The sequence below is a fragment of the Parabacteroides sp. AF17-3 genome (assembly GCF_003635445.1).
GTDB classification, from domain to species: Bacteria; Bacteroidota; Bacteroidia; order Bacteroidales; family Tannerellaceae; genus Parabacteroides; species Parabacteroides goldsteinii.
Map to the genome: position 1 here is coordinate 189,757 of NZ_QTMM01000004.1, position 25,936 is coordinate 215,692.

At 39.9% G+C, this 25,936-nt stretch carries 21 protein-coding genes; 3 read left to right on the forward strand and 18 right to left on the reverse strand.

Annotated features, from left to right (window positions below; translation table 11 throughout):
- Window positions 1-74 precede the first annotated feature (74 nt).
- Window positions 75-1,568, forward strand: coding sequence for an IMP dehydrogenase (locus DWW91_RS06795; RefSeq protein WP_007658983.1), 1,494 nt, complete (start codon window positions 75-77; stop codon window positions 1,566-1,568).
- Between the two features lie 73 nt (window positions 1,569-1,641).
- Here the strand turns inward: DWW91_RS06795 and DWW91_RS06800 are convergent, their stop codons facing one another.
- Window positions 1,642-1,932, reverse strand: a complete 291-nt coding sequence (locus tag DWW91_RS06800) for a D-Ala-D-Ala carboxypeptidase family metallohydrolase (protein ID WP_122327296.1) — start codon at window positions 1,930-1,932, stop codon at window positions 1,642-1,644.
- A 98-nt stretch (window positions 1,933-2,030) separates the two neighbouring features.
- On the opposite strand from DWW91_RS06800, the gene DWW91_RS06805 reads away from it, so the two are divergent.
- Together DWW91_RS06805 and DWW91_RS06810 are read left to right on the forward strand one after the other, a co-directional pair.
- Complete coding sequence (locus tag DWW91_RS06805) at window positions 2,031-3,182, forward strand: ISAs1 family transposase (RefSeq protein WP_122327297.1); 1,152 nt, start codon at window positions 2,031-2,033, stop codon at window positions 3,180-3,182.
- A 449-nt stretch (window positions 3,183-3,631) separates the two neighbouring features.
- Window positions 3,632-4,540, forward strand: coding sequence for a helicase associated domain-containing protein (locus DWW91_RS06810; protein ID WP_122327298.1), 909 nt, complete (start codon window positions 3,632-3,634; stop codon window positions 4,538-4,540).
- A gap of 520 nt (window positions 4,541-5,060) precedes the next feature.
- Here DWW91_RS06810 and DWW91_RS06815 read toward each other — a convergent pair.
- The 17 genes from DWW91_RS06815 to DWW91_RS06895 form a co-directional block, all read right to left on the reverse strand.
- Window positions 5,061-5,807 carry an HNH endonuclease gene (locus DWW91_RS06815; protein WP_122327299.1) on the reverse strand — a complete coding sequence of 249 codons (747 nt, stop codon included), beginning with the start codon at window positions 5,805-5,807 and terminating at the stop codon, window positions 5,061-5,063.
- A 3-nt stretch (window positions 5,808-5,810) separates the two neighbouring features.
- Complete coding sequence (locus tag DWW91_RS06820; RefSeq protein ID WP_158599433.1) at window positions 5,811-7,043, reverse strand: AAA family ATPase; 1,233 nt, start codon at window positions 7,041-7,043, stop codon at window positions 5,811-5,813.
- 213 nt (window positions 7,044-7,256) lie between these two features.
- On the reverse strand, window positions 7,257-7,724 hold the full coding sequence (locus DWW91_RS06825) for a hypothetical protein (RefSeq protein ID WP_122327301.1): 468 nt from the start codon (window positions 7,722-7,724) through the stop codon (window positions 7,257-7,259).
- Window positions 7,721-8,197, reverse strand: coding sequence for an N-acetylmuramoyl-L-alanine amidase (locus tag DWW91_RS06830; protein ID WP_122327302.1), 477 nt, complete (start codon window positions 8,195-8,197; stop codon window positions 7,721-7,723). The genes DWW91_RS06825 and DWW91_RS06830 overlap by 4 nt, the downstream gene beginning before the upstream one ends.
- Window positions 8,181-8,606, reverse strand: coding sequence for a hypothetical protein (locus DWW91_RS06835; protein WP_046145024.1), 426 nt, complete (start codon window positions 8,604-8,606; stop codon window positions 8,181-8,183). Before DWW91_RS06835 ends, DWW91_RS06830 begins: the two co-directional genes overlap by 17 nt.
- A complete protein-coding gene (locus DWW91_RS06840) occupies window positions 8,606-9,160 on the reverse strand; it encodes a hypothetical protein (RefSeq protein ID WP_122327303.1) in 555 nt (184 codons plus the stop codon). Before DWW91_RS06840 ends, DWW91_RS06835 begins: the two co-directional genes overlap by 1 nt.
- Window positions 9,141-10,310, reverse strand: coding sequence for a hypothetical protein (locus DWW91_RS06845; protein WP_122327304.1), 1,170 nt, complete (start codon window positions 10,308-10,310; stop codon window positions 9,141-9,143). The genes DWW91_RS06840 and DWW91_RS06845 overlap by 20 nt, the downstream gene beginning before the upstream one ends.
- Before the next feature lie 23 nt (window positions 10,311-10,333).
- On the reverse strand, window positions 10,334-11,023 hold the full coding sequence (locus DWW91_RS27540) for a hypothetical protein (protein ID WP_147426534.1): 690 nt from the start codon (window positions 11,021-11,023) through the stop codon (window positions 10,334-10,336).
- Window positions 11,024-11,035: 12 nt separating this feature from the next.
- Complete coding sequence (locus tag DWW91_RS06855) at window positions 11,036-11,626, reverse strand: hypothetical protein (protein ID WP_122327306.1); 591 nt, start codon at window positions 11,624-11,626, stop codon at window positions 11,036-11,038.
- 45 nt (window positions 11,627-11,671) lie between these two features.
- Window positions 11,672-12,739 (reverse strand): hypothetical protein, encoded by a 1,068-nt coding sequence (locus DWW91_RS06860; protein WP_122327307.1) that lies wholly within the window; start codon window positions 12,737-12,739, stop codon window positions 11,672-11,674.
- A gap of 11 nt (window positions 12,740-12,750) precedes the next feature.
- Entirely contained in the window at window positions 12,751-13,902 is a 1,152-nt protein-coding gene (locus DWW91_RS06865) for an ATP-dependent Clp protease proteolytic subunit (RefSeq protein ID WP_122327308.1), read from the reverse strand.
- A 146-nt stretch (window positions 13,903-14,048) separates the two neighbouring features.
- Window positions 14,049-14,276 carry a hypothetical protein gene (locus DWW91_RS06870; protein WP_028729657.1) on the reverse strand — a complete coding sequence of 76 codons (228 nt, stop codon included), beginning with the start codon at window positions 14,274-14,276 and terminating at the stop codon, window positions 14,049-14,051.
- Window positions 14,273-16,918: a hypothetical protein gene (locus tag DWW91_RS06875; RefSeq protein WP_122327309.1), complete on the reverse strand. Its 2,646-nt coding sequence runs from the start codon at window positions 16,916-16,918 to the stop codon at window positions 14,273-14,275. The genes DWW91_RS06870 and DWW91_RS06875 overlap by 4 nt, the downstream gene beginning before the upstream one ends.
- Window positions 16,919-16,972: 54 nt before the next feature.
- Window positions 16,973-18,316 carry a glycine-rich domain-containing protein gene (locus DWW91_RS06880; protein WP_122327310.1) on the reverse strand — a complete coding sequence of 448 codons (1,344 nt, stop codon included), beginning with the start codon at window positions 18,314-18,316 and terminating at the stop codon, window positions 16,973-16,975.
- A gap of 1 nt (window position 18,317) precedes the next feature.
- A complete protein-coding gene (locus DWW91_RS06885; protein WP_122327311.1) occupies window positions 18,318-20,558 on the reverse strand; it encodes a hypothetical protein in 2,241 nt (746 codons plus the stop codon).
- A 21-nt stretch (window positions 20,559-20,579) separates the two neighbouring features.
- Window positions 20,580-25,295, reverse strand: a complete 4,716-nt coding sequence (locus DWW91_RS06890; protein ID WP_122327312.1) for a hypothetical protein — start codon at window positions 25,293-25,295, stop codon at window positions 20,580-20,582.
- Window positions 25,285-25,935, reverse strand: coding sequence for a hypothetical protein (locus tag DWW91_RS06895; RefSeq protein ID WP_122327313.1), 651 nt, complete (start codon window positions 25,933-25,935; stop codon window positions 25,285-25,287). Before DWW91_RS06895 ends, DWW91_RS06890 begins: the two co-directional genes overlap by 11 nt.
- Between the last annotated feature and the right edge of the window lies 1 nt (window position 25,936).

Consider the following 25,936-nt stretch of genomic DNA (forward strand, 5'->3'; position numbering starts at 1 on the left):
GCACCTAAATGAAAACATATCTGAACAGAATTCAGTACTTTTGCACAAAAATTCATCCTGTAAATATTAATCATATGGCAGTTTACTTAAACGATGTATCTAGAACCTTCGGAGAATACCTGCTTATTCCCGGTTTGACCACCAAACAATGTGTGCCCACAAACGTTTCACTGAAAACATCACTTGTCAAACACAATGTCGGCGAAAAGTCTCCTATTGAATTAAATATCCCGTTTGTTTCGGCAATCATGCAATCGGTATCCGGTCCTGAGCTGGCTATCGAACTGGCCCGTAACGGTGGTCTTTCATTCATTTTCGGTTCACAGCCGATCGCCAGCCAGGCAGAGATGGTCAGAAGAGTGAAAAAGTTCAAAGCAGGTTTTGTCACCAGCGACTCTAACCTGACTCCCGAAAACACGTTGGCCGACGTTATCGACCTGGTTAATCAGACAGAACATTCCACAATCGGTATTACCGATGACGGAACTCCTAACGGTAAACTGCTCGGATTAGTTACCAGCCGCGACTATCGTGCCGAAAAAGACGATCTTTCCACAAAAGTAAAAGAGTTTATGACTCCTTTCTCCAAACTGATCGTCGGCGAAGTCGGCATCTCGTTGAAAGAAGCTAACCAGATCATCTGGGATCATAAACTGAATACACTTCCTATCATAGACAAAGACCAGAATCTGGCTTATTTCGTATTCCGCAAGGATTATGACAACCACCGCGAAAACCCGAACGAACTTTCCGGTGCAGATAAAAAGTTGCTGGTTGGTGCCGGTATCAATACCCGCGACTATATGGAGCGTGTTCCCGCATTGGTTGAAGCCGGTGTAGATGTATTATGTATCGACTCTTCCGACGGTTACTCCGAATGGCAATGCGAAACATTGCAATGGATCAAAAAAGAATATGGCGATAAAGTTAAGGTTGGTGCCGGAAACGTGGTAGACAGAGAAGGTTTCTTATATCTGGTAAAAGCCGGAGCCGATTTCATCAAAGTAGGTATCGGTGGCGGTTCTATCTGTATTACCCGTGAACAGAAAGGTATCGGACGCGGACAAGCTACTGCCCTGATCGATGTCGCCCAGGCGCGTGACGAATATAAAGAACAGACCGGTATTTATGTTCCTATCTGTAGCGACGGCGGCCTGGTACATGACTACCATATGGTACTTGCCCTGGCAATGGGTGCCGACTTCCTGATGATGGGACGTTATTTTGCCCGTTTCGACGAGTCTCCTACAAAGAAACTGCGCATCGGCAATAATTTCGTAAAAGAATACTGGGGTGAAGGTTCAAACCGCGCCCAGAACTGGCAACGTTACGATATGGGAGGCACAGCTTCACTGAAGTTTGAAGAAGGAGTAGACAGCTACGTGCCTTATGCCGGAAAAATGAAAGACAACCTCAATCTGACATTAGGTAAAATCAAAGCTACTATGTGTAGCTGTGGAGCCATCACAATTCCTGATTTACAGAAAAATGCCAAGATCACACTGGTCTCTTCAACAAGTATCGTAGAAGGTGGTGCACACGATGTGATCCTGAAAGAACAGAATTAATCATTTCTGATATAGTGAATATCCCCCAATTGCAAAACTCACAAATATTTTTTTGCGATTGGGGGATTTTTATTCATCTATATAATACCTGACGTCTCTGCTTTCCATTCACCCGGTATGATAAATGCAGGAAATGCTTCTTTCGGTAGAGAATAGCCTGGTCGAAGGGCAGGCCGCTCTTTTTAAGAGTATCCAACAGGAAATAAATATCAGGGACATAACAATCTGCCGCCTCCCCTTTCACATGCTGGCTGGAACGGACACCACCCGCCAGGCGATTTACTTCCGGACTACGATAACCGCTGGTGACTACAATCGGTTTGTTGTACAGGGCAAACGCATTAGAAAATACAGAGACAATCAAGAAGTCTCAAAAATCAAAGAAAAGCCTTCAGAAAGAAGAAAAAAAAGTTCGTTATTATTAGAAAAAGTTCGAAATTCGTGCCTTAAAATAAAACACTTATGGATGAATCTGCATTCTCTCAAATTTATATCTTTTCACGTAGTGTCAAAGATTTCCGTACGGGTAATCATCTTCTTTATTCATCAACCAGTATTATATTCATGGCTCTTGTTGGTATATTGTGTGGTGCTACAGGCTGGGAAGAAATCGAGCTTGTTTGCCAAAATAAGAAAGAGGTGCTAAAAAAATATCTTTCAGATGAGTTCACAGGTGTTCCTTCTCACGATTGTTTCCGTTACTTTTTTCTATTAATACCCCCGCAAAGCCTGGAGAGTTCATTTCGCACTTTTATGGGAAATGTAAAACGTCCGGAACGTCCAGTGATAGCAGTAGATGGCAAAACTCAGAAAGGTGCATCCTCTATGGGAAAGTGGACCGGTGAAGCCTCAAAGTTACATATGATAAGCGCCTTCGTTACAGAATTGGGAATAAGTATCGGTCAAATTGCCGTAGGAAAGAAAGCAAATGAAATAGTAGAAATCCCCAACCTTCTGGATGACCTGGATGTAAAAGGAGGCATCATAACCGTCGATGCTCTTGGATGTCAAAAAGATATTGCCCGCAAGGTGATAGAGAAGAAAGCCGATTACATTTTTAAAGTCAAGGATAATCAAAAGTTTTTACTTAAGGGCATACAAGAAGGTTGTGAAAAACAAATAGGAAAACGACTTTCCTGTTATCAAACGGCAAGTGAAAGCTCAGCAGGTCATAGTCGTGAAGAAGAGAGACATTGCTTTATGTGTAATTTTACAGCGTGGCTCCCCAAATGCGGAAAAGAATGGCCTGGAATCAGGACATTTGGATGTATCACCACTACGGTAAAGAATCTTACCACAAATAAGGTCACAACAGAGAAACAATATTTTATTTCTTCCTTGGAACTGAACGCAAGGTTAGCCATGGAGTCCATACGAAAGCATTGGAATATAGAGAATAATTTACATTGGCAGCTTGATGTCTCTTTTAGAGAAGATTCTATTAGAATGGATAGGAAAGCCATGATGAATTTGTCTGTATTAAACAAACTGGCGCTTCCTTTCTTAAAAATGTATCCCGAAAAAATGTCCATTAAAAGAAAAATGATGGCTGCGGCTATGAATGACCAGGTACTGGACCAATTATTAAACGGGGCTTTTACCTTTTATTCCTAATGCGTTTGCCCTGGTTTGTTGTAAGCAATACGGAGCGGCTGGAGAAGGCATTTTACCAATTCACAAAGGGCACAACGGGCAGAAGTTTTGTGCATACTGTGCGGATGGATTTATGAAATCATACGGATGATTTTTTTAACAATCTCCCTAAAAGGATGAAAAGTAGAAATCAGACTAAAAATAAGAACTAAAAGAAAGCCTTTTTGATGCTGGTTGACAAAATATAATGCGAATCAAAACAACATCATAACGGATAAAATACAAGCGCTTTGTATTCATTTATCTTCACGAGATTCTGGTATTTTGAAAACAGAAGTGAATATTCCTGTAAAAAAGCATAGAAAACAGGGATAAAATAACATTCTGTCAAAATGATATGACTAAAAATCAAATATTTGAATATCTTTGAGCATACATAACAGACAAAGAAGATCCAGAGTAGTAAGTATATGAATAAAAGAAAGAAAAAAAGAAACGGCATCTTGCGTGCTATTATTGTCTTTTACGATAAACATAACAAATGGCCTGTGCCTACGGCGAAAGAGGCAAAAGAACGAAGTTTGGGCCAATGGATTAGCAGATGCAGATTCCTTAAAAATCATTCTCCGGAAAAACTTATAGGAAAACAGATTAGATTAATCGACAGAATCGACGCAGACAAGATCCGGAAAAAGACGGAACAGTGGCAGAATAATTATAATAACCTGAAATTCTTTTTGGAAAAAGAACAGCGCTGGCCTTCCAGCAGTGCTTCAGACCCGTTAGAGATCAAATTGTCCAATTGGTGTGCAACCCAAAAAATCACCCGAAAAAACACACCTAAGACCAAACAGAATAAAGAACGCATCAAATTGCTGGATGACATAGGATTCAACTGGTATACGTACAACAAAAGGAGAAGCTGGAAGGAATCGTTCAATCTGGTCAGGGATTACAACAACAACACCGGCCGGTGGCCTGCCCACACCAGAGACCAGGAGGAATCACGACTGGCTAAATGGTGCAGCAAAATGAGAGCTTACAAAAACGGCAGCGATACAAGCGTCACGCTAACCTCCAGGCAGATCAAAAAGCTGACCGACCTGGGTTTTGACTGGTCCGACAGCCAGTCAAGTAACGGACGTTCGCCGGAACGGCTCGAAAAGATATGGATCGAAAGATACCATGAGTTCAGCGAATTCATAACAAACGAAAAGCGGTACCCTCGCTCAAGGACTGGGACCGAGAGTGAAAAAGAAGAATCCCTTTACTCCTGGTGGATGCGAATGGGCTATCTGAGAAGAAGAGGTAAACTCAGCAGCGAACGCATCCAACTACTGGATCGCATCGGCTTCAGATGGGGAAAAGAAAATGAATAAAGAGAAATAAAAAAAGGTTTGAAATTGAATTTCAAACCTTTTTTGTTGTTCTACCAGAACATACGACTTCTTCAACTCTATTTCTCTCTATATGAATATCTCCGAAAAATCAACATTCAATCAAAACTCACCAACTATATCACCGGAACGATTCAACACCAAACTGAAACCAAAATCTCCCCTATTCTGTCCCCGAATGAAAAGCCCGGCAGAATTAACTACCGGGCCCGCCAGACTAAATACAAATGTGTAATCAAAAGCGTATTTGAACCTGACTAAATACCTTAGAAAAAGGCCTCCAACCCGTGGAAGCCCTTCCGTCTTAAAGACTTTGATTGATTGATTTTGATATTTCCGAAAGTTTTAGACCTATATTCTTTAAAGAATCGGCTAAAATCGTCAGTTCCTGTTCTGCAAAAACAATCAGCAAATAAGCCAACAAGATTAAAACTATGTCATAAACGAAGTCATCCTATTATAATAATGTTATAACTGCTTATATAGCTAATAATTAAAAGAACTATTTCACAGAAGGAGCTGGTAAAGAACAAAACAATAGATTTTTTTTGATATCCTCCAACTCTTCATCCCATAAATCATTCTTTTTCAAAAATTCCTCAATTTCGTTATATGTTTCAATTTCATATAAAACATAAGTTGATAAAACAGCCGAATATATATTTTCAGGTCCGCAATTACGTAAAATACCTTTAATTCGATTTATAACATTTACTTTTTGCCTTTTTGTATCTGCTTTTTGCAATCTATCCCAATTATCATCCAAAGAATCAGCTATTTCAAAACCAATTTTAGATCGTGGGCTTACAAAATGCTCTCTACTATTCAAGGATACTGCGTCTATTGTATTTTCTCCTATAGAATTCTTCTTATAAAATCGAAATGCTTTTACATACAAATAATCTTTAGGATCATCAACCAATGGATTTACAATATGATCTTGCTCAACATCCCAATCCCCTTTGGAGGTATTACACTTTTTACATATTGGTAAAAGATTACCCCAATGAACCACTTCTTCTATATACTTTTCTTTGCATTTGAAATGTTCCACCTCCGCATATGCACTTTCTGTATTAAGCTTTTGCTCAGAAAACGCACATTTATAATTAGACATCTCCAATATCTTATCAACAATATACTTTTTTTTCCATACAGGGGTTTTATTCCTTTTATATTCATCAACTAATGCACATTCTTCCTCATCTGTTAACTCTATAGGTCTTTCAGGTAATGTTAATTTTATCATATACTAAATTTGAGACATTTGCAATTCTAATAGCTTTCTTACAGGATTTGTTGGATGCAGAATTTTACATAACTCATTATATGCCAAACGGACCTTTTCCCTATCATTTTCATCTAATCCTTCATCAAAGGCTTTAATACGGCACTGATATTCATCCGAATGAATATCAGTGTCCAATTTCATAACATCTCTAAGAATTTCTTCTACAGTCCAACCACTAAAATTAGCCACTGAAAAACGTTCAAGTTGTACATTATCTTCCTTACGATGTAAAACATATAAATTCACATCATTCATAGATTGGATAACTAAAGGGCTATGCGTTGTTACTATAAATTGAGTATTAGGAAAAGACTTTGAAAGAAATGAAATAATATCTCTTTGCCATTTAGGATGCAAATGTAAATCAATCTCATCTACCAAAACAATGGCACTTTCTTCCAATGGATTTTGTGAATCAGGATACCGCTCAAACATACGTTTACATAAATCGATAGTCCACGACAACATAGATTGATAGCCATAGCCTAATTGCGTATACCTAAACCATCCATCCTTTGTTTGAAACAATATATAATTATGTAAAGAATCTGTACTTTCAAATCTAAAGTCTAAAATTTCAGGAAATAAATTACCACAAAGTAACTCTTTTATTTTATATAAACGATTATTTGCAAGCGACTTATCATTTTTAGCAGCATAGTCTAACTGCATCAACCATTCCTCTATATTTATTAACTGTTTATCTTGAAAAAATAAAGAAGAACAACTTTCACAAATTGATTCTGATAAACTAGTTTTAGATGGATACCGAGAAACCCCATACCCATATATCTGAAAATCAGACATATGAACACTTTTAGTCAAAGATACCATTTCCTTTTTATATCTCCAAGATGTATATTTTTCATTGTTGGTAGTTGTACATCCTACAAACGATTCAACATTTAACTCACTAAGAGAATCTTTATCATAAAAAATTGCAGGTACATACTCTTTCTCTTGATTTTCATCTTGAGACAAATAAACTTTGTTACCTTCTACTCTTTTAAAAATTACAGGACGTAAATTTGCAATAGCTTTCAGTAAACTTGTTTTCCCTGTATTATTATTTCCTAACAAGACAGTCCATTGATATATAGATGAGTCATTCTTTAAACAGTTAATTTCTATATCTTTAAAGCACTTATATGCCTTAATCGAAATTGTCCTTATTTTTATATCCAAAATTTCCATCTTATTATTCATTATATAATGCAAATATATAACATATAAAGCATATTGAATGAAATTTGTTCCTTTTTAATTTTTAATTTATATATTCTTACTAAAGAGTAATCTCTAATGTTTATTTTTTAACAACCGTTATTTTAAAAGTGAAACCGCCTCATTCTCACGGACAAAGCGGCTACAATAACTAACTAAACTATATACTATGAGAAAAAAGCATTATTTAAGATTTCTGGTTATCCATAACCCCAAACAACCGAACAGAATAACAATCAATCCAGATATCCAACTCGGCAAAACAGCCTCCCGATCAATCAGCACATCATCCTCAACAACCTCTTTTATACTTTCATCTTTTACCTGGATAGATGTATCAGTTTCCTGCCTATCACAATTCTCTTCTGTTGTCACCGATCGTTTTTGTTCGGAATGGATATCCATCTGGGTAGTCTTTACAATATGCTGGTTACCGATACTGTCCGGTTTGGATAACTCTGTTATAGTTATGATACCGGTTCCTTTATACTCCAGTAATTCCGTAATTGTCCGCTGAACAGATTCCGTGACATGGGAACTATCCTTTTGGCTGCTGATAGCCGTACTAACCGTTTCCGATCTGTAACTCTGCTTTTTAGAACCGCATCCAAACAAAAGAAACATACACCAGAGTAATACAATGCCTTTCATGGTTTTACATTTACATTGGGGAGAAACGAAGTAAATTCACTCTGTACGTCGAAGCAGGGACAAGCCTTTAACCATTCAAAAGATTCAATCACACCGTTACCGTTCAAATCAGGCGAATAATCTCGGTGACCTTTTACTTCTACAACGTTTGGATACTTCCGGCACAATTCATTTACCAATTCACGGATGGCCGCCTTTTGCGCTTCTGTACGAGTATCTTTGGGATTCCCGGAACCATCTAGTCCACCGACATAACAAATACCTATACTGTCCGCATTGTGCCCTGAAACGTGCGCCCCGGCTTTTTCTACTGGTCGCCCTTTATGAACTGATCCATCGGCATAAACTACGTAATGATAGCCGATACCGTTCCATCCGCGTGTTTGGTGCATTTTATCAATATCTGCAACTGTTAGGGGTTGTCCCTTACGTGATGCAGTACAATGTATTATGATTTTATTTATCTGTCTCATTTTTATCTCCTTCTATTTCTATTATATCTGTTTTCTTTCCAAAGAAATTCAAGAACTTCACCTTTACATGCTTTCCACGTGCAGCAAAGTAGTTGACATATATACTTTCTAACTCAACACCGTATATAACGAGTAGAATTATAAGCGGTAGCAAGTCGATCCCAAATGGTTGCCCGAAAGCCTGGCCGAACGAATAAGCCATTACAACCCAAATGATATAACTTGTAATCTTATCCATTGTACGCCGGACAGCTCGCGATCGTTTGATCGGGTCTTTCCTGTATCGGGATGCTTCAATACCGAACTTCAGATCACCCAGCGTCAACACTAAAGCCAGGAAGAAAAGCCATTTCGCCCAGGCGAAAAACTCGATCAGTCCAAAAAGGAATTTATCTGTATAGTTCTCCATCAGTCCCCTATTTTAGAAATTACAGGACCACGAACCGGAGTAATGCTTCCTTTTCTCCATTTAGGGAACTTATCTGAATTATGCTTGATATACCGGAGACAATCATTCATCAGTTCCTCAGCAACAGAAAAAGCATCCTTATACTCTTCCTGCTTTTCTTTTAACTCTGCATGTGAGCTATATTCAACCTGATTCTGCATCAATCCCACTCGTGACAGGTTCCTGTCTCCATGTTTCACCAAACGCGCGTAAACGAAATATTTCAGAGCTTTTTCAAGGCCTGAAAATATAAATTCATCATTCCCATTTTTATAGATGCCGCCATGAAGCAAATTCTCATAGGCTTCATTGACCGGTGAGCCTTCTTCACGGTTGACATACCGGAGTAAATCAATAAAAAGGTTATCGCCTAAAGCATTTTTGATATCCTGCTGCTGGGATTCATCAATGTACACAAGTATTTTTTCAACATCTACATGCGTCGACATGGGGCGAACGGTAGTTTTTACACTATCTACGTCCGTTAATTGCTTATTAAACAGATTGGACTTCATAACTTAAAGGAATTAATGAATAATCGTTTGTTTGATTAACCGGATATGCAAAATGTGAGAACACTGATCGGAAACTTTGTTCCATCAGGACACGCTCGTCGATCGTCATAGCATTATAAAAGTTAAAGGCATCATTAATAATGTCGTTTGAAAACCCCAGTGCACCGGAACGAATGCGGTAAAATACCTCCTGATTGAACGCAGCATGTATTTCCTCCGCTACAGCATCCTTTGTTACAGTAAAGTCTTTATCGAAGTTCTTGGTTGGGAACTCGACAAATTGAGGAACATCGTCTCCATCTTCACGCCCTACACCTAAAATTTTACATGCTTCGGAATCACCTTGAAAATCTTTAAATTTCGCTGCATCAAAACCATTCTGATATTCTGTCCCTTCAACCCAATTTCCATCTTTATCTTCTACCATGACTTTCTGTCCTTTGGGATAAACGAACATACCCATCGGCAAAAAATTACTCCGGACATTACGATAACGAACATTTGCCAAACCTTCATCGGTGCTTATATCAGTAATGGCACTGTCGTAAATGGTAGATGGATAGACCATGAACCCATCCTTTGACACATATAACGTCTGACCTTTATAAGCTTCGATACCTCCAGCTTCCACAATTTGAAATAGTACAACATCTGGATTGGGATTAAACACATCTGTATAGGCAATGGTACTTTTACAGGGTTTCTTGATCTTTTTCCTACCCTTCGAACAGATCCAATCTGGGTGTATGGCGATTTCAGCTATATATCCAGTATCGTCTTCAATGCCCAGTCGGCAATCCTCAAAAGGAATATGCTCGACGCTAGTGATCTCACATAAAAGATTGTAATTTATGTGCAAAGCAAATCCACCAAATTTTGCCAAATCATCAGAACAGAGCCTTAGCAAAGTATCACATGTCTGGCCTTTCATATTGACAATAGACTTGTAAAATAAGGAATCTTTGAAACCTGCACCTCTAATAAATTTTGCATACCGGCCAACACAACTTTTTGCATTGCTGGAAGCACCCAACAGTTGCAATATCATCTGAGGATAGTTATTCCCATTTCCATAACTTTGTATATCCAGGTTGGTTACATCTGCTACAGGAATACGTATTTTCGGTATTTTTACTTCATCAATTGTCATATTTCACAAGTCTATTGTATCAATTAATCAACTTCCGTCTGATCCGGATTTTCTCCGTTCTCCAATGCACCATCTTTACCCGGATCATCCGTTTTCTTCTCACTTTCTGCCTTCAATTGTTCAGATGCCTCTTTCAATAAAAAATCAATATACTTTTTCGTTACTTTCACATCTCCAATCTTCGAAAAAGTCACAAAATGATCCTTCACTGCTTTTTTAGTCGTACCTTCTATAAGCATTCTTTTCATATCGGCGATAGCATCCAATTCGGCAGGAGTTAATTCAACAGGAATATGTTCTTTCCCTGACAACTTATCCAAATATTCTGCAACATCATCCTTCCATCCATCAGGCAGACGTTCAAAATACTTACTGTTTTTTTCATCCAAAGACAAAAATTCGATCGCTAACTCATCCGTACAATTCTGGTACACGATCATACGACTGGAACCAAAACCAAGAGGCATACACACACCTCTGGCAATCTGATATCTTTTTTCTTTCATACGTTCCTCAAATAATATTCGATTAGTTTTATAAAGGTTGGCGAGTTCCATCAACGCATCAAAGTAACAGGTCCTACAAGTGTAGGATATTTTGCGACATAGAGCTTTAGAAGCCAAAGAAACGAGCGTACCCCGTTCTTGCGGTGTTTCTTTCCGAAGACGAAAACGCTCGATCACTTCATTTGTCAATAGTTCATCCACTCTCATACCTATACAGTATTAAGCTGCTGCAATTAAACTATCAAACAAGGCCTTTGTCGTTTCATAATCAGTTTTATGCAGGAACAAACCTGATTTCGGGGCCCGTTCTTCTGTCAACACAGCTTTCCAACCTCCTTCAGTTTCCTCACTGTATTTGTCATTCTCCAATGTCGTTGCAGTCATACCCTGATAAAAACCGGAAACCTGGAATGCAGCATCTTTCGTTGCACCTTTATGTTTGTTTTCATAAACGACTACAAACGTCCCATTTGCCAAACCATCAATAATGCTTTCGCTAGTTTCCGGCCCGTTGTCAAGGATCACAATTGCAAACTCATTATTGAATGTATTTACATAGGTTCCAACATTCAGACTTGTTTTAGTCCCGGTAAAGGGCGTTTTACCCGGTACGAAACATTTATATCCTTTCTTTCCTGTCTTCAAAACAAGAGCCTCAAGAACATTGCTTTTTCCTGTAGCAAACACGCTTTTTGCAAAATCAATATCTGAACGATTAATGATTACTGCATTAGCTTCCAAACCACGAGTAACTGGTGTATCACAGTTGATATCAATATCTTTTTTAATTAAACTTTCGCAATCTGCCATATCTATGAGTATTTGATGGGGTACAGAATACCATACCCCGGATTATTAATAAGCAGCATGAATCAGTTCGTCCTCTTTGATAAGAGTACCGATCTTACCCGTTGAATAGATATAGTTCATACGTTCTTTACGTTCGAACCACACATCAAGTTCTGAAATAGCAGAACTACCCGGATAGCCCATGAGCAACTGACTGGGTGAAGTATATACAGCACGATGCGGTAAATTCAACTTTGTATCATTATCCTGATATTTTTTTGTGAATCGGTCAAACAAAGAGATAGAATAAACTTTCACACCATCCCACTCAGAGACTTTTAGACCATCAAACAGAACCTGCCACGGCATAATCGTATTATAGGTTTGTTTTGCATCCCAGGCTAAAGCATCAGCCAAAGATTTCGTACAGAAAATAGCCGATCCGTCCATTGCCTCAATGCGTCCATCTGCATCCATTCGGATTTTTTCAAACAAAGATGTTGCAACACCTTTTGTCAATAATCCTGATTTCTGGGTTGCATAAGATGCAGTGTCATTCGCTGAGATTTCTGTATATTGATTAGAGTTCCCGGCTGCAATAGCAAAAATACGTTTCCAAAAACCGTCGGCCATCGTAAACAAAGTTGGATCGACACCTGATGTCAACACACCTCCATCAGCATTATTTTTCGCGTCTTTATCACCATACCAGGTAATACGCCACATCATTTTCCGCATGGCTTCTTCCAATTTGGGTAACACAATGTAATCCATGTATTCCGTAGATGTAAGATCACCGATTTCAGTACCAGTTTTCAAACAGTAATCAGCAATCGTTCCTTCCAAATCTTCATAGCAAAGATTCAAAGGAATTTCCCAGTCCCCGAGTTCCCACTGCTTTTCAGCAGCCGGAATACCGACTGATTTGTAAGTAGGATTACAACCGGCTCCCTCATTACCGACATCTTCCATTTCTCCAATGAAGCCAAGGCGTTTACCGTGGACTATTTTACCCATTGACGTAATAAACTGCTCCAGGTTTTCATCCTGAAACACAGTCATGTTTAACAAATCACGCAAACTCTCAATAGCATGATTTGTAGGGGTTAATTTCGTAAAATCTAACTTAGGCATACAAACATTTTTTATTTGTTAAACTTCTTTTTACGGGAATCACGTTTTTCAGCCAGCTTTTTATCAATCAAAGAAACTGGATCACTGTTTCCACCCTGTCCACCTTGATTGCCTTGGAAACCTCGCGCATCAGGAACATAGCTACTTGCAATTTTCTTCAAGCCTTCCAAGCCTCCCATTGTTTTGACCTTGTTCAAGATCACAAGTTCGTCCTGGCTTTTTGCCTGGGTACGCAAAGACGTTAGTTCAGCTTCCAATTCCGCTATTCGCGCATTGGCTGCATCCAGTTCGTCATTATTATTTTCCTCTTCCGGATCGCGGATTTCAGCAATTACACCTCCCTCTACGACGATTGTACTTCCATCAGGCATAAGATGTTCTCCGTCCGGGGACGCTGTATCACCGACCTGTGGTTCCCCTTCTTCACGTTCTACTGTTAAAGTGCTTCCGTCTGCCGTTGACAGATCAAGACTGACAATCGGAGCCTTAACGACTCCTAATGCTACTCCTAGCATTTGAAAAGCCTGTGCTACTGTTACTTTTTTTTCTTGATTCATATTATTTATTTTTGAGTGATTCCATTTCTTTGGTTGCTTTTCCTTTGCGGATATAGGAGGCTTCACCTCAGATATAAAGCCTAATTCCTTTGCTTTATCCATATCGACAAATTTATCCTCCGCCATAAGGGCACGCAGTACATCTTCCTCGGAGCCGGTACGATCAACGTATAGATTCACGATCTTTGTCGTTTCGGCCTCTAAGTCCTCCGCCATACGTCGCAAATCTTCTGCATCATAAGCATCTGCCAAAGTGTAAGGTGGGATATAAGGATTATGTATCAATAGTGTAGCATTCTGATAGGCGTAACGTCGTTCTTTAGGAGCGGCCAACAAAAGGACAGAAGCCATAGATGCACATTTACCTTCAATAATGGCAGTCATTTCTTTACCCGTTGAACGTAACTTATCATAAATGGTCCACCCCTCCATACAATTACCACCACGACAATTCAATCGTAACTCTATATTGTTATCGTCTTCCGGGATACTTTCAATGAAAGCATCGACGGAATCAAAGGAAGTTCCGTCCACTCCGATCCAAAACAAGTTCATTTGCCTTGTCTCTTCATCTACTATATCACTGTGAATCTTTAATACCGCCATATTTAAAATATCTTTTTGTGCAAATTTATATCATATTGTATATTAAAAGAGAAGATAAAATGAAAAAGCACTGCACATATTTTGCAGTAATAAAAAAAGGCCGTACCAATAAAACGATACAGCCTATGAAATAAAAAATACAGAGTTCAAACAGAGCGTTCCATCTTAGAAATGACCTGATACACTTTTCGTTCACTCATACTATACTGATCGGAGAGGAAAGAAACAATATAAGCCTTTTTTAATCCATCCCTTTTTAGCCGGGCATACTCATTATACAGATCGACATGTAAAAAATCAGATGTATTCAAACCTGCAGAATAGAGCTTTTCTAATAACTCCTTATTAAAGGCTAATATTTCATGAACTTTCATATAGTAGAATTATTTTGAATCATTTTTACTCTGTCCTGTACCTCTGTAAACTCAACAACACTAACCACGGGAACCGGCATTTCCTTTAATGCTTCAACGAAAACAGCTTTCAGTTCGGCTGTATCGAACCCACCACTGGAACCCGACGGGAATATTGGAACATTGGAGAAAGGAACACCACCGCCGGCGACATTAACTGCACTGGCAATAGAACGCAGTAAGGGGTTAGACATTGAGTGTTTATTTATAATACCTTCCCCTCCTTCAGCTTCGATCAGAACCCCACCTGAAGCATGCGAAGGACCTGTGATTTCACCACCATCGGCATATTTCGGGTTCTTCTCTTTGCTTACCAATTGTTTTGCTTTTACGATATTTGCCATAATTGCTGCAATAGTTGTAGCAATTGCAGGAATATTAGCAGGGAAGCCAACTGCTTGAGCAGAGGCTACCCCCTTTGCCAATGCTTCTGCCGTACCCAAACCTATATTGAATAATGCTACTGTTTTAGCAAAAGCGGCCAAATTTTCATTATCTTCAGCAAAAGTATCAATCATTGAGGAAAAAGCATCAGTAACAGTTGTTGCAGCTTCTATCTGCATAAGTACAAATTCATTTTCCGCATTAACCTGAGCCTGCTTTGCTTCTGTTATCCTCTTCTGACTTTGTAGTACAGCATTCGTATATTCGATATCCGATTCATACAATGCAGCTTTGGTTGCGGCATCCATATTTACTAATAAGTCATAGTCAGCTTGGGCTTGTTGCACTTTTAAGTCATATTCTTGCAATGTCCCCTCTTTGACCTGCAAAATTTTATTTTCCCATTCTAAGCGGATATATTCAGATTGCTTATCGAACTGCTCTTTCCGGAATGCTTCGTTTTCATCTGCAACCAGTTTGTTGTATGCGGCATTTATATCAGCTTCCGATTGCCGGAGTTCTTCAGCCAGTTGCAAATTAGCGGCAAGTTCAGCCTGGCGATTCTGTTCGATCAGGGAAAGCCGGAGATTATGTTCCTGTGATGTTCCTTCTTTGACAGAGTCAAGTTGTAACTGGATACGTTCAGTTTCTTTTTTTATCTGAACCTGGATAGAATCATCAGATAGTTTCTTCAAATCTGCATCACGCTTCTGTTCGGCCAGAATTATAGAATCATTCAACGCCTTCTTTGCAGCATCAGTTAAATTCTTCTCTGTACTGAGCTTATGTTTCAAATCTTCGATCTGTCGATCATACTGAACATTTACCGTTTGTCTCTGTTTTTCTATTCCTTCCTTAACTAGAGATAATGCTGTATCTTCAGCCTGACGAATCAATTCAAGTTCTTTCTGCTTTTGCTTTACTGCTTCTTCAGTAGCCTTCTTAGCCTGAGCCAAACGTGTTTTTTCAGCGGTAAGGGACTGGTTTCGTATCTCATTCTCCTTAGTCATCAACTCTTTTGTCTTATCCGAATGTTCTTTTCTGACAAGATACAAGTTTGCTTCCATTTTGGCCAAATCTTCATTAACCTCTTTACTATTTTTATTATAAGTGGCCTCTTCCTGAGCAATACGAAACTGTTCCTCTGCAATCTTTAACCGGTTATCAAGAATTTCTTGCTCTTTGGCATTTGCTTCCTGTACAAACTTTAGCCTTTCTTCTGCCGTATATTTTACCCGATCTTCCGCCTTCTTTCGAAGTTCAGATGATTCATATTGAGCTTTTGCATTCGCAACATCTAATTCCCGAGTTTGCTTATCTAAAGCTGCTTTATCTTTTGAAAGTTGTATACTGGCAAGCATGGCATCATTACTTTGTTTGAAATATTTTCCAATTACAGGAATCTTCTCCCCTAGTTTAGTTACTTGCAATGCTAACGCTTCAAACCCTTCAGCAACATCAAGAACCCATCCTGCAACAATCTGAAGTACGGCAACAATACCCTCAAATGTTCTTTTCAACGGAGCCAAAACTGCATCCAAACGTGCTGATTGCTCCTCATTACCTCTCATTATTTTAACAAGCCCAGTAAGGACTGCAACAATTCCTGCAATAACTGCTATAATTGGGTTTGCCATTATCGCAGCAAAAAGGGCTTTTCCGAAAGAGATTACAACCGATGTAGTAGTTTTTAAGGCTGCGCCCAAATTCATATTGCCATCTTTCATGAGCATAAGGGTTGCAACATATTTATTGTTTGCCCCTAACGCCGATTTCATGGCATTTTCATAATTACCCACCTGTCGACGAAAATCCCCCAGTTTTTTCTCTGCATCTCCGATCGTAGTATTGAGAGATAAGATTTTCTTTTGTAAATCACGTCCTTTTGCAGACTCACGCTCCGCTTGACTAAGATTTACATATACCTTATTCAGCCGGGAAAGTTCAGCACGCATAGATTGCAAACTGCCTTCCTGATCCTCTATTGATTTATTATTGTTCCTGATCTCTTGATTCAATAACAAATTATGTTTCCTAAGATTCTTTATTTCATCTTCATATCGTTTATAGGCCTCCTTCCCCTCCAATGTCGTTTTATTCAACAAGGCTTGTTCTTCCCGAAGTTCAGCAATATCCTGCTTATTCTCCTTGAGCCGTTTCGATGCTGCATCATTTTTAATAACTACTTCTAATATTACTTGTTCTTTATTATCCGCCATACCTCTAATTTTTTATATTTGATACTCCTACTAATTAGATCCTATAATTAAACTTTATTCAAAGGATTTTACATAATATCGGATTATTATTATACCCTGACACCCTCTTCCGGGACGAGAAAACTGGCCACTAGAAACTCCCATGCCACCGCCACCGGATCCATAGAATGTACCATTTCCGGCATTGCCCTTAATACTGCCACCACCTCCGCCGGTTTTATTACCTGAATATCCCTGCAATTCACCATTAGAATATCTTACATAACCACCGGTTGCCGCATATTTTGTTGTTGCAGTCAATTCCGGGTCTATATGAGATAAGTCTCCAAAAGGACAAAGTGTACCATCTTTGGTGTAAGGATATCCACCATTGCTTTCTTTTCCCGCTTCTCCTCCTGCTACAGTATATTCTCCAAATGTTGTTGGGTTTCCTTTTTCACCACCATACGATAAAGCAGTCCAATCCCCAACTGATAATTCAAATATTTGATTTTTTGTGAAAGAAATATCTTCTACATATAATACTTCTCCACCTCCGCCACCACTGACCCAGTCTCCATTAGTGTTTACAGAGTTTGAACCGTCACCACCACCTCCGCCACCTACTATAAAAATGTCTATTTTTTTTGTATTGTCAGGCACAGTCCAAGAGGTCCGAGATATATCAGTGATTATCTCAAATTTTTCAACAAGGGGTATTTCACTTTCTTTTATCATACGGGTAACTTTCAATATAACAATACCCTGATATCCTAATCCCGGATTTCTTATCGTATTACTAAATGTCCTGTATATAGTTCCACCCCCTCCGGCAGAACCGTAAAAAGAAGCATTATCAGCAGCAGTAGAGCGATTGGCTCCTTTTCCTGCGCCAGTATTCCCTCCTACATTAGCCGTAGTGGTAGTACTTCCATCTCCTCCATTTGCTCCAAATAAATCAGTAGATATGATAGATTCCGATTCTATATCTCCAAATGGACAAGCTGTTCCATCACTCCCGATTGATGGCAATGAATTTGTTCCGGCAATTCCACCATTACCACCCAATGCAATGAGCGTTCCAAAAGATGTATCACCTCCTTTGTTTCCCGCATTATTGGCTGTTGTTGCTGCACTCCCACCTTGTCCGATCACAACATTTATTTCTTCTCCTTTAATGAATGGCATGTTTTCCTGATATACAACTGCACCACCTTCCCCAGCATATCCAGCTGTATAGGAACCATAAGATGTGGATGCTACTGGCAGACCACCTCCACCACCAGCACCAACCAGAAAGACATCGAGTTTTATCGTATTGGCAGGTACTATGTAAGTCCCTGATGATTTGATTACCACCAACTGGGCGACCTCTATTAAGGGGGAAGCAAATAATAATGACCTTCTTCTGTTTCCCATACTATTCAACGTATTCTTTATAATTAAAAGGCTCAGACGCACGAACTATATATTTCCAGTCTGCCCATAATATGCTAAGTTCACATGCTTCACCTCCTGCCAGTTCAGGTAGTTCAGATGGAATGAGTAATTTCGAACCTTCCGAACTTGCATCTGAACTTAATTTTATAGTGAATGTCAACTTAGTTGTCAGGCTAGACGTGTTACGCAACATGATCGTTGTAGTCGAATTTTGAAGCGGATAGAAGCCGGGCGGGTTTATAATCAAATCCCTGCTTCCTCCTGTAGACAAATCCATGATTACAAATCCGCCAGTAAACGGGATAGATGTGCCAACAGGGACAGCCGTTTTAGTGAACAAGCAACTTGCCCGCGACGTTGCATCGCGCCAACCTTCCCCTGTAACGCCTCTTAAATCAATAAGGTAATTGTAAATATTATCAGAGTTAGTCGCGCTATAAGCCACGACAAAAGATAAGTAATAATGCACAACAGTACCGTCAACTATTTTCATTATGGAAGTACATTGTGAATATCCCATCTTTTCCCCGAAATAACGACTTTGTATTTTAGAATATATAGGAGTATTGTTGATATAAGCCTGTTCTAAATCATCCATCGTTTTACCCTTAATAAAGTCGTTCCAGTCCAGTTCGGTAGAAGTCTTTACACGGCTTATCTGTAAAATGTCCCCTAGTTCAATATATTCGTAACCGCTTGCCGGATTATCCCATTTGGCCGCTCCGGCAGACCACGTGAGAACCTGACCTTCTCCGGGATTGACAGGGTACTGGAATTTGTTTGCACCGGATTCTATACCTTCCAGCTTTGCTCCTTCCGCATTCGTCATTAAACGTTTCCCTGCTTCCTTCAAAACATAACGTTCGTTGGCTTCATTCTTAGTATAGTAATCTGATAAATCGACAGAAGTAGAACCTATCAATTCAAATTTACTTGAAGTTTCATCCCAGATATACTCATTATGGACATCATTTCCCGATCCGGTTTTAGGAACTAAATAGATCGTTCCTTTTACTCCGGTATCCGGCAGTTCCAGGACCGCTTTTATATCAAATTGAACGATACCAGCTATCTGTTCATTGGTGTAAGTCTTGGCTGCAGCCAGATTATCGGCTATTTCCTTTCTAAGTGGGGTATCATCATATGCTTCAGGGGCGACATACTCGACAAACGCACCAGATGTACTTCCGTCCGATTCCGGGACAAACAAATACTTTTTACCAGCTACAAGCCCGGTGCCATCGGCAGACACATTACCCGATCCGATTCCAGGTTTACCTACCTGGCCTCTGGGAATACTAAAGTTCAGGATATACTTGGGATTTCCTTCAGGAGTTGTCCCATTCTCAACAACTTCTACAGAGGCCGGTTCTGTCGGTTCCAATGTTGTCGTCGTTCCCTGTTCAAATATTGCCGGTTGTCCGTCTTTTCCGGCAGGTAATGTAAGATTCAGGATATACTTCGGATTACCCTCTGTGTCAGTTCCTGTTTGAGTAAAGCTACCGGAAGGAGTTTCGCCGGACTGGGCATTAACAGACTGCAACACCGGAATTTTACCGGGACTACCTGTATCTCCTTTCGGGATAGACAAAGAAATTACGTATATTGGGCTACCGTCCGTATCGTACTCTTTGAAGCTTATTTCAGCCGAGGCCGACTGGCCCGGTTCCAATGTCGATACACTCCCGGCTTCGAACTTCGGAGTTTTTCCGTTTTCTCCGGTTTTACCTGCAGGTAACACAAGGTTCAATTTATATTGGGGATTACCGGATCCGTCTTCTCCATCAGCAGTCAAGGTAGCAGAGGCCTTTTCGCCATCAGAGACATTCCCTATTCCGAAGATTGCTGTTTTACCAGCCTTACCGGCCGATCCACGCGGAAGGGTCAGGTTTAGCTTGTATTTAGGCGATCCCTCCGGTGTCTGCCCGTCAGGTACGACTTCGGACGACGCTCCGGTTCCTTCCTCCCCTGTGGTCGTCGTACCGCTGTTTAACACCGGAGTTTCTCCCCGGGCTTTCTCTCCTGTGCTAACACCATTAACGACCCAGTATCCATTTTCATTAATTGAAGGGGCCGCATCATTGACCACCTGCTTTTTGAAGTTCCCGACAGTTATACCGGCATCCGTACCACCTAAATCGGTCTTTGTTCCCAACAGATAATCATTGTCCGATAAACTGGGAAACTTTGTGAAATCTTTTATATCCTTTGTTCCTGCCATATTACTTATAATTTAATAGTGTTATCCTTGCGAAACCTTTACGGTTGTTCCATCCCTCCAAAAAGCTCCTTTGATTTTGGGATCAATCGATGATAGATTTGGAAATGTCAAAGAAGATGGTGTTATTGATACTGTATTAGAACTGTCACTCCCCAGCATATAAAGTCCTCCTGCGTGTAATTTTATATGTCGCGCTAAACCACCATCGACAGTGTGCATATACATGTTTATTTCTGGAAACGATTGTTGTCCTACTGTATTCTGAAATGAAATATTAAAAACTTCTTTATTTGATGAATTTATCATCTTTAGAGACTGATCGTCCGGATCAATAATAATCCTATTGCCATTAAGTGAACTTATGACCTTACCTCCAAAAGTACCCTTCTCAAAATAAACTTCACCATTTTCATACATTCTTGCCGGTGCATTATCCCTATTCTCATACGAGGCCCCCAACGCTATACGGGGATGAGTATCGGCATTGCCGTCAATAACCACATTCCTATTTTGACTCTGGATTGTCAGGTCAGAGAACCACCAACCTGCAATATTTGCCTCTTCGATCAATGCCAGTCCCGTCGCTATACTTTCAAATTGACCTTGAAATCTTTCCCAATATGCAGACCCGGCACTCGGATATTTATTACTAAATGAACCGGCAGACGTTTTAGCCATCCAAAAGACTTTAGTCCCTGGAGTATCTTCAGTATAAACAGCATCAACATGTTGTTCCGTCCCAGTATAGATTTTCGAAGCATCATATTTTTTTCTGAATGTCAATGAAGGACCAGCTCCTCCATCTAGACCGTCTGTTCCCGATATTCTTACAGGAGCAGACCAAGGCCCCTTTTTAAAACCACTGCTAAAAAATACAGCCTTACTCATCCAGAGCGGAAGGGTTCCAGAAGGAGGATCCCGTGCCCAACCAGAAGGAGGCAATTTATCTTCCTCAGGAGTGTCCGGTTGCGTCTCTGACCTTCTATAAACTCCATATGTGGAATAACCATCTATACCAGGATCTCCATCTTTTCCATCTTCCGCCCATTTTGCGTATATACTAGGATTAGAAAAATTACTCCACCGCCCATCTTTTTTTACCCGTTGAGACACCCATAATACTTTATACTCTGCGGTAACGCTAAGAGGGGCAGAATACCATTCCATAGGGACATGGCTATCTTCCTGGCTGTTAGTTATCGCTGGTGGCGCATAATTCTTTGAAAGGGCATAGATGTATTCGGTACTAGTACCATCTTTACCCCATCTGGACCATAGGAATACTTCGGAGAATGATCCCCAAACACCATTCGCTTTTTCACGCTTACAACTCCACTCAAACTGATTCGTTATATCTGGACCTACCGGATCGTCTGTCCAACCCTCAGGAACAAAATCCGCCACATTTTTAGAGACAGTCGGTCTGGCCGGTTTCGCGGCTTCGGTTGCGGTACACTGAAATATCCATTCCACATCTGTACCATCCACACCATCTATTACCCGGACAATTGTAAATACCTGTTCATAGACAGCTAGTCCCTCACAATTAATCTCCAGCTTTATTTCTGCCTTTTCCTCCGTTACGCTATGAACTACGACAAAGCCATCGGTTACTGTATATGTGCATCCTGTACCCACAGAGGAAACCAGATATTTACCTTCTCCAATAACAGTACTGTACCGTAATAACTCCGTACCTTTTGTTACCTGAATTTTGGTTGATATACGAAAGTTTTGTGCAACAACCTGACTCATTCCCGTCACAACATTTTTATCACCGGTAACGATATCAACCTGTTCAGTCAATCCATCTTTCGTATTATATACAGCACTATAAGTCGACAAGGTTACAGAATATGCATCCTGTCCCTTCAAATTGTTATCCAAGCCAGGAACGTTCCAAACGTTTCCTCCGAAATAAACATTGTTCAAATAGATTGATCCTTCGCCCAAGGACTCTCCATTTATGACCAGCTCGGAAAGATCCCCGAATTGCGACGAAATATGTTTCCCCGGATTGATCTCCCATGTGCTGACATTGCGAAGATATCGCTGATAAGTTCTTGTTGAATAAGCAGAATTCTGCCGGTTCTTATCAGTAGGATGGCCGTACACGACAAACTTCATAGCCATGCTGGGGTGAACCATTGTTCCGGGTTTCAGCTCATATCTGAAATGGGCATTATCGATTATTTCTGTAGGCGTAAAGTAGGCAGTCGAGAATCCCACCACTACATCGAAACCAGCACTGTCAACACCGGAAGTAGTTGCATTACCGGTCAGGTTATGGAATATACCACGACAAAAATCATTCACATGTAATCCGGCAAGTTCACCCTTTTCAAGTTTCAGCTTCACAATCTTATTCTCCGTATCAACGGATTCGATCAAACCGAAAGCAATGGCATTCCAAAGCTCACCCGACACAACATCGATACGGTTAAACCGTAGTTCAGGTACTTCCAAGAACTCCCATAGTTGAAGGCTACGCATTTCACCTTCCCCTTTTTCATTTATTCTGGCACCAGAGCCATGAAAACCGCCTACATAATTGCCAAAAGTAGCCCCACCCTTAAACGCGATTGGAAACTCCGTTGAATCCGGCTTGTCTTTACGAAGAAATATTCCTTCATTATCACTCTGAATATTATCCTTGATAGTTTTTAAAGCAACTCTTTTAGCATCCCCCTCTCCTGTATCCAATGGCAAATACATATCATTTGTCACCGTCCCGGTTTCGTCCAATTCACGGATCTGCTTTCCATCAGTAGATGTTGCAACAGCCAAAGACATTGCCGTATAAAGAGCGACCGTAGTAGGTGAAAATTTCAACGGTGTTGTCGGATTTACCAATATGGCATTTCTCAAAGATGTTTCACCCTCTCCCGTTACATCTACACCATCAATAAGAGCCAATTCCAAATCTGCTTTACCAACCTCCGTATAGTTATTTACCGATAGCAACATATAATAATTACCATCTGCATACAATGGCTTACAAAAAGACAGGTTCGGGAAAAAGGTCGGATCAAGTTTTGCCTTTCGATATGAAATTCTCGGTTTATTTGCGTAAACACCTAAATACCCCGTCCAATATCTACGGACCAGGTTGTCATATTTCAAAGGTTCAAAAGTGAAAGAACGGAAAGTGACAGTTTTCATATCCGCATCAATCCATTTTCCCCAAACTTCCAGCGCAACGGTCCCATTCTCCAACAATAACCGGCACTTTGACGTTTTATTCAAAGTATATTCTGCTTTCCCTTCTTCAACCTTATAAGTATATAGAGGAATGTTTTTGTCAGTAGCAGCATAAGGAGACTGATATACCGTATTCTCCTGCTTATCGTACGTGTCTGCTGTAAACGTATATGCTCCGAACGATTTATCGACCAAATCATCTTCTGCATATTTCAGCATATTCTTTTTAGTCAATCCATAGGAATATTCCAGCTTATCATCTTTTTTATCAATAAGCATTTTTGAAATATTAATCGCTCCGGATTTATTCAGGATTACATCATCTACATTATAAAATGATAAAACACTACCCTGCTGTTCAATCATCAAGCCAAACACCCCCATGACAGACTTTATAAAGTCCATCGTCGATATATCCGGAAGGTTCTCCCGTATAGGATAATCCAATAAGAATGCTGTCTGGGAATAATCCTTTTCATTCTCCGGAGCAAAAGAGATAGTCAAATCAATATCAAAATATTTCCGGCTTAATAATGCAGTAAATAATCCAAAACATATATCACCAGCGGGAAAATCCCTATACTCGTCTATTTCCAGTTTTTGATTCTCCAACACAACCATCTTAGTTTCAAAGATATCATACATAGGAACTACCCCCTCTTCAAATTCCGTTCCTAATGTATATATTCCGAATTTCCATCCATCGAACCATCCTTCTGTTCCTGGTTTAATAGTCCCTTTTATGTGATATCTTCCTGATAATGGGATTTTCACAAAGCTAGCTGGTAACATTACGTACATCAAATCATACAATCTTGTAGACCCATCAACAATACAATTTGTCATATACGGTAAAATATCACATGTTCGCATTGGCGATATATTCACTGCTGGTATTCTACCGGTAATACGAAAAGCTAAGTCCCTTGCAACTTCCTCACTCCCATTTGTTGTAGGAAGCATCAACCACATTTTTTCGATCACAGATCGATAGGCGTTATTCATAACAAACGACTGCCCAACAATCATATCGAATAATGTAGACACTTTAACTGCTGGCCGTAAATGTTCGGGATGCTGTCTTTGCATTCCGTCTAACTTTGGAACCCATTTTACAAAATCCGTTTCGGTCACACTATAGTCCCAAGGAATCAAACCACTATCCGGAAAAATATCTTTTAGCTTGTAATCATTGAGACTTGTCAACCGTTTATTTCCTCCGAATTTGATCAGAACTTCAATTGTTTTACTGGCAGATTTAACGACTGCAACACCATCATCAAACAGAGTGATACCATCCCTGATTACTTTTGCTGTGTGTTCTACATGTGGGTAGTCACTTTCTACATTCACCTCCGTTGAGAAACCAAACGTCTGAATGTTATGTGCTGTTTTAGGAAGCTGGATAGTATAAGAATATCCCGACAATATCGTTGACATATCAGCAGGCTTACTCACTGCACGATTCAATACGACACCCGATCCACCTTCCGGTAAATCAACCTCTACATTATCAATGAATAGTTTATCTTTCATTCGGTAACACTATTGTTATATCAAAATCCTGCAATGCGGCTTTTGTTCGTTTATACTCTTTTGCTTCAACCTCTACATTCAACCACCCATCAAGAACAGAGGCCTGTACAATAGCACTTTCCTGAATGGTCGTAAAGTCTTCAAATGTTTCCCGGTTCACCAAAGCTGTGAACAGAGTTATTTTATTAACCTGGCTGAATGATAATTTATAAGTCAATCCTCCGATACCGGCCGTTTGAATATTCTCTAATTTCCGGCTGTCCTGATGAATACAGAATTCGTATGAATCTAACTCACCGCTACGGCTAATCCAGCGTAATGTGATATGTGCCCCGTCTCCGGAGAAACTCACAACCTTATTACTACCATAGACAACTTCAAAGATTCCAGAAGCGAGAGATACACCGGCTTGCACCACGGACCAGGCAACATTCTTTCGGACTATCCCATTTGACAACGTATCAATAGTGAACAAGGACTTTAAAAGTCCTGATGCATCAAACACAGCAGTGTTAGCTATTGCAGACACTTTTGTCTTCACACCTTCAATAGTGATATCATACTCCCCTGCTCCTTCCATTATGAAAAGAACTGGATCAAAAACATACTGCGTATCCGTTGGTGCATTTACTGTTGCCATA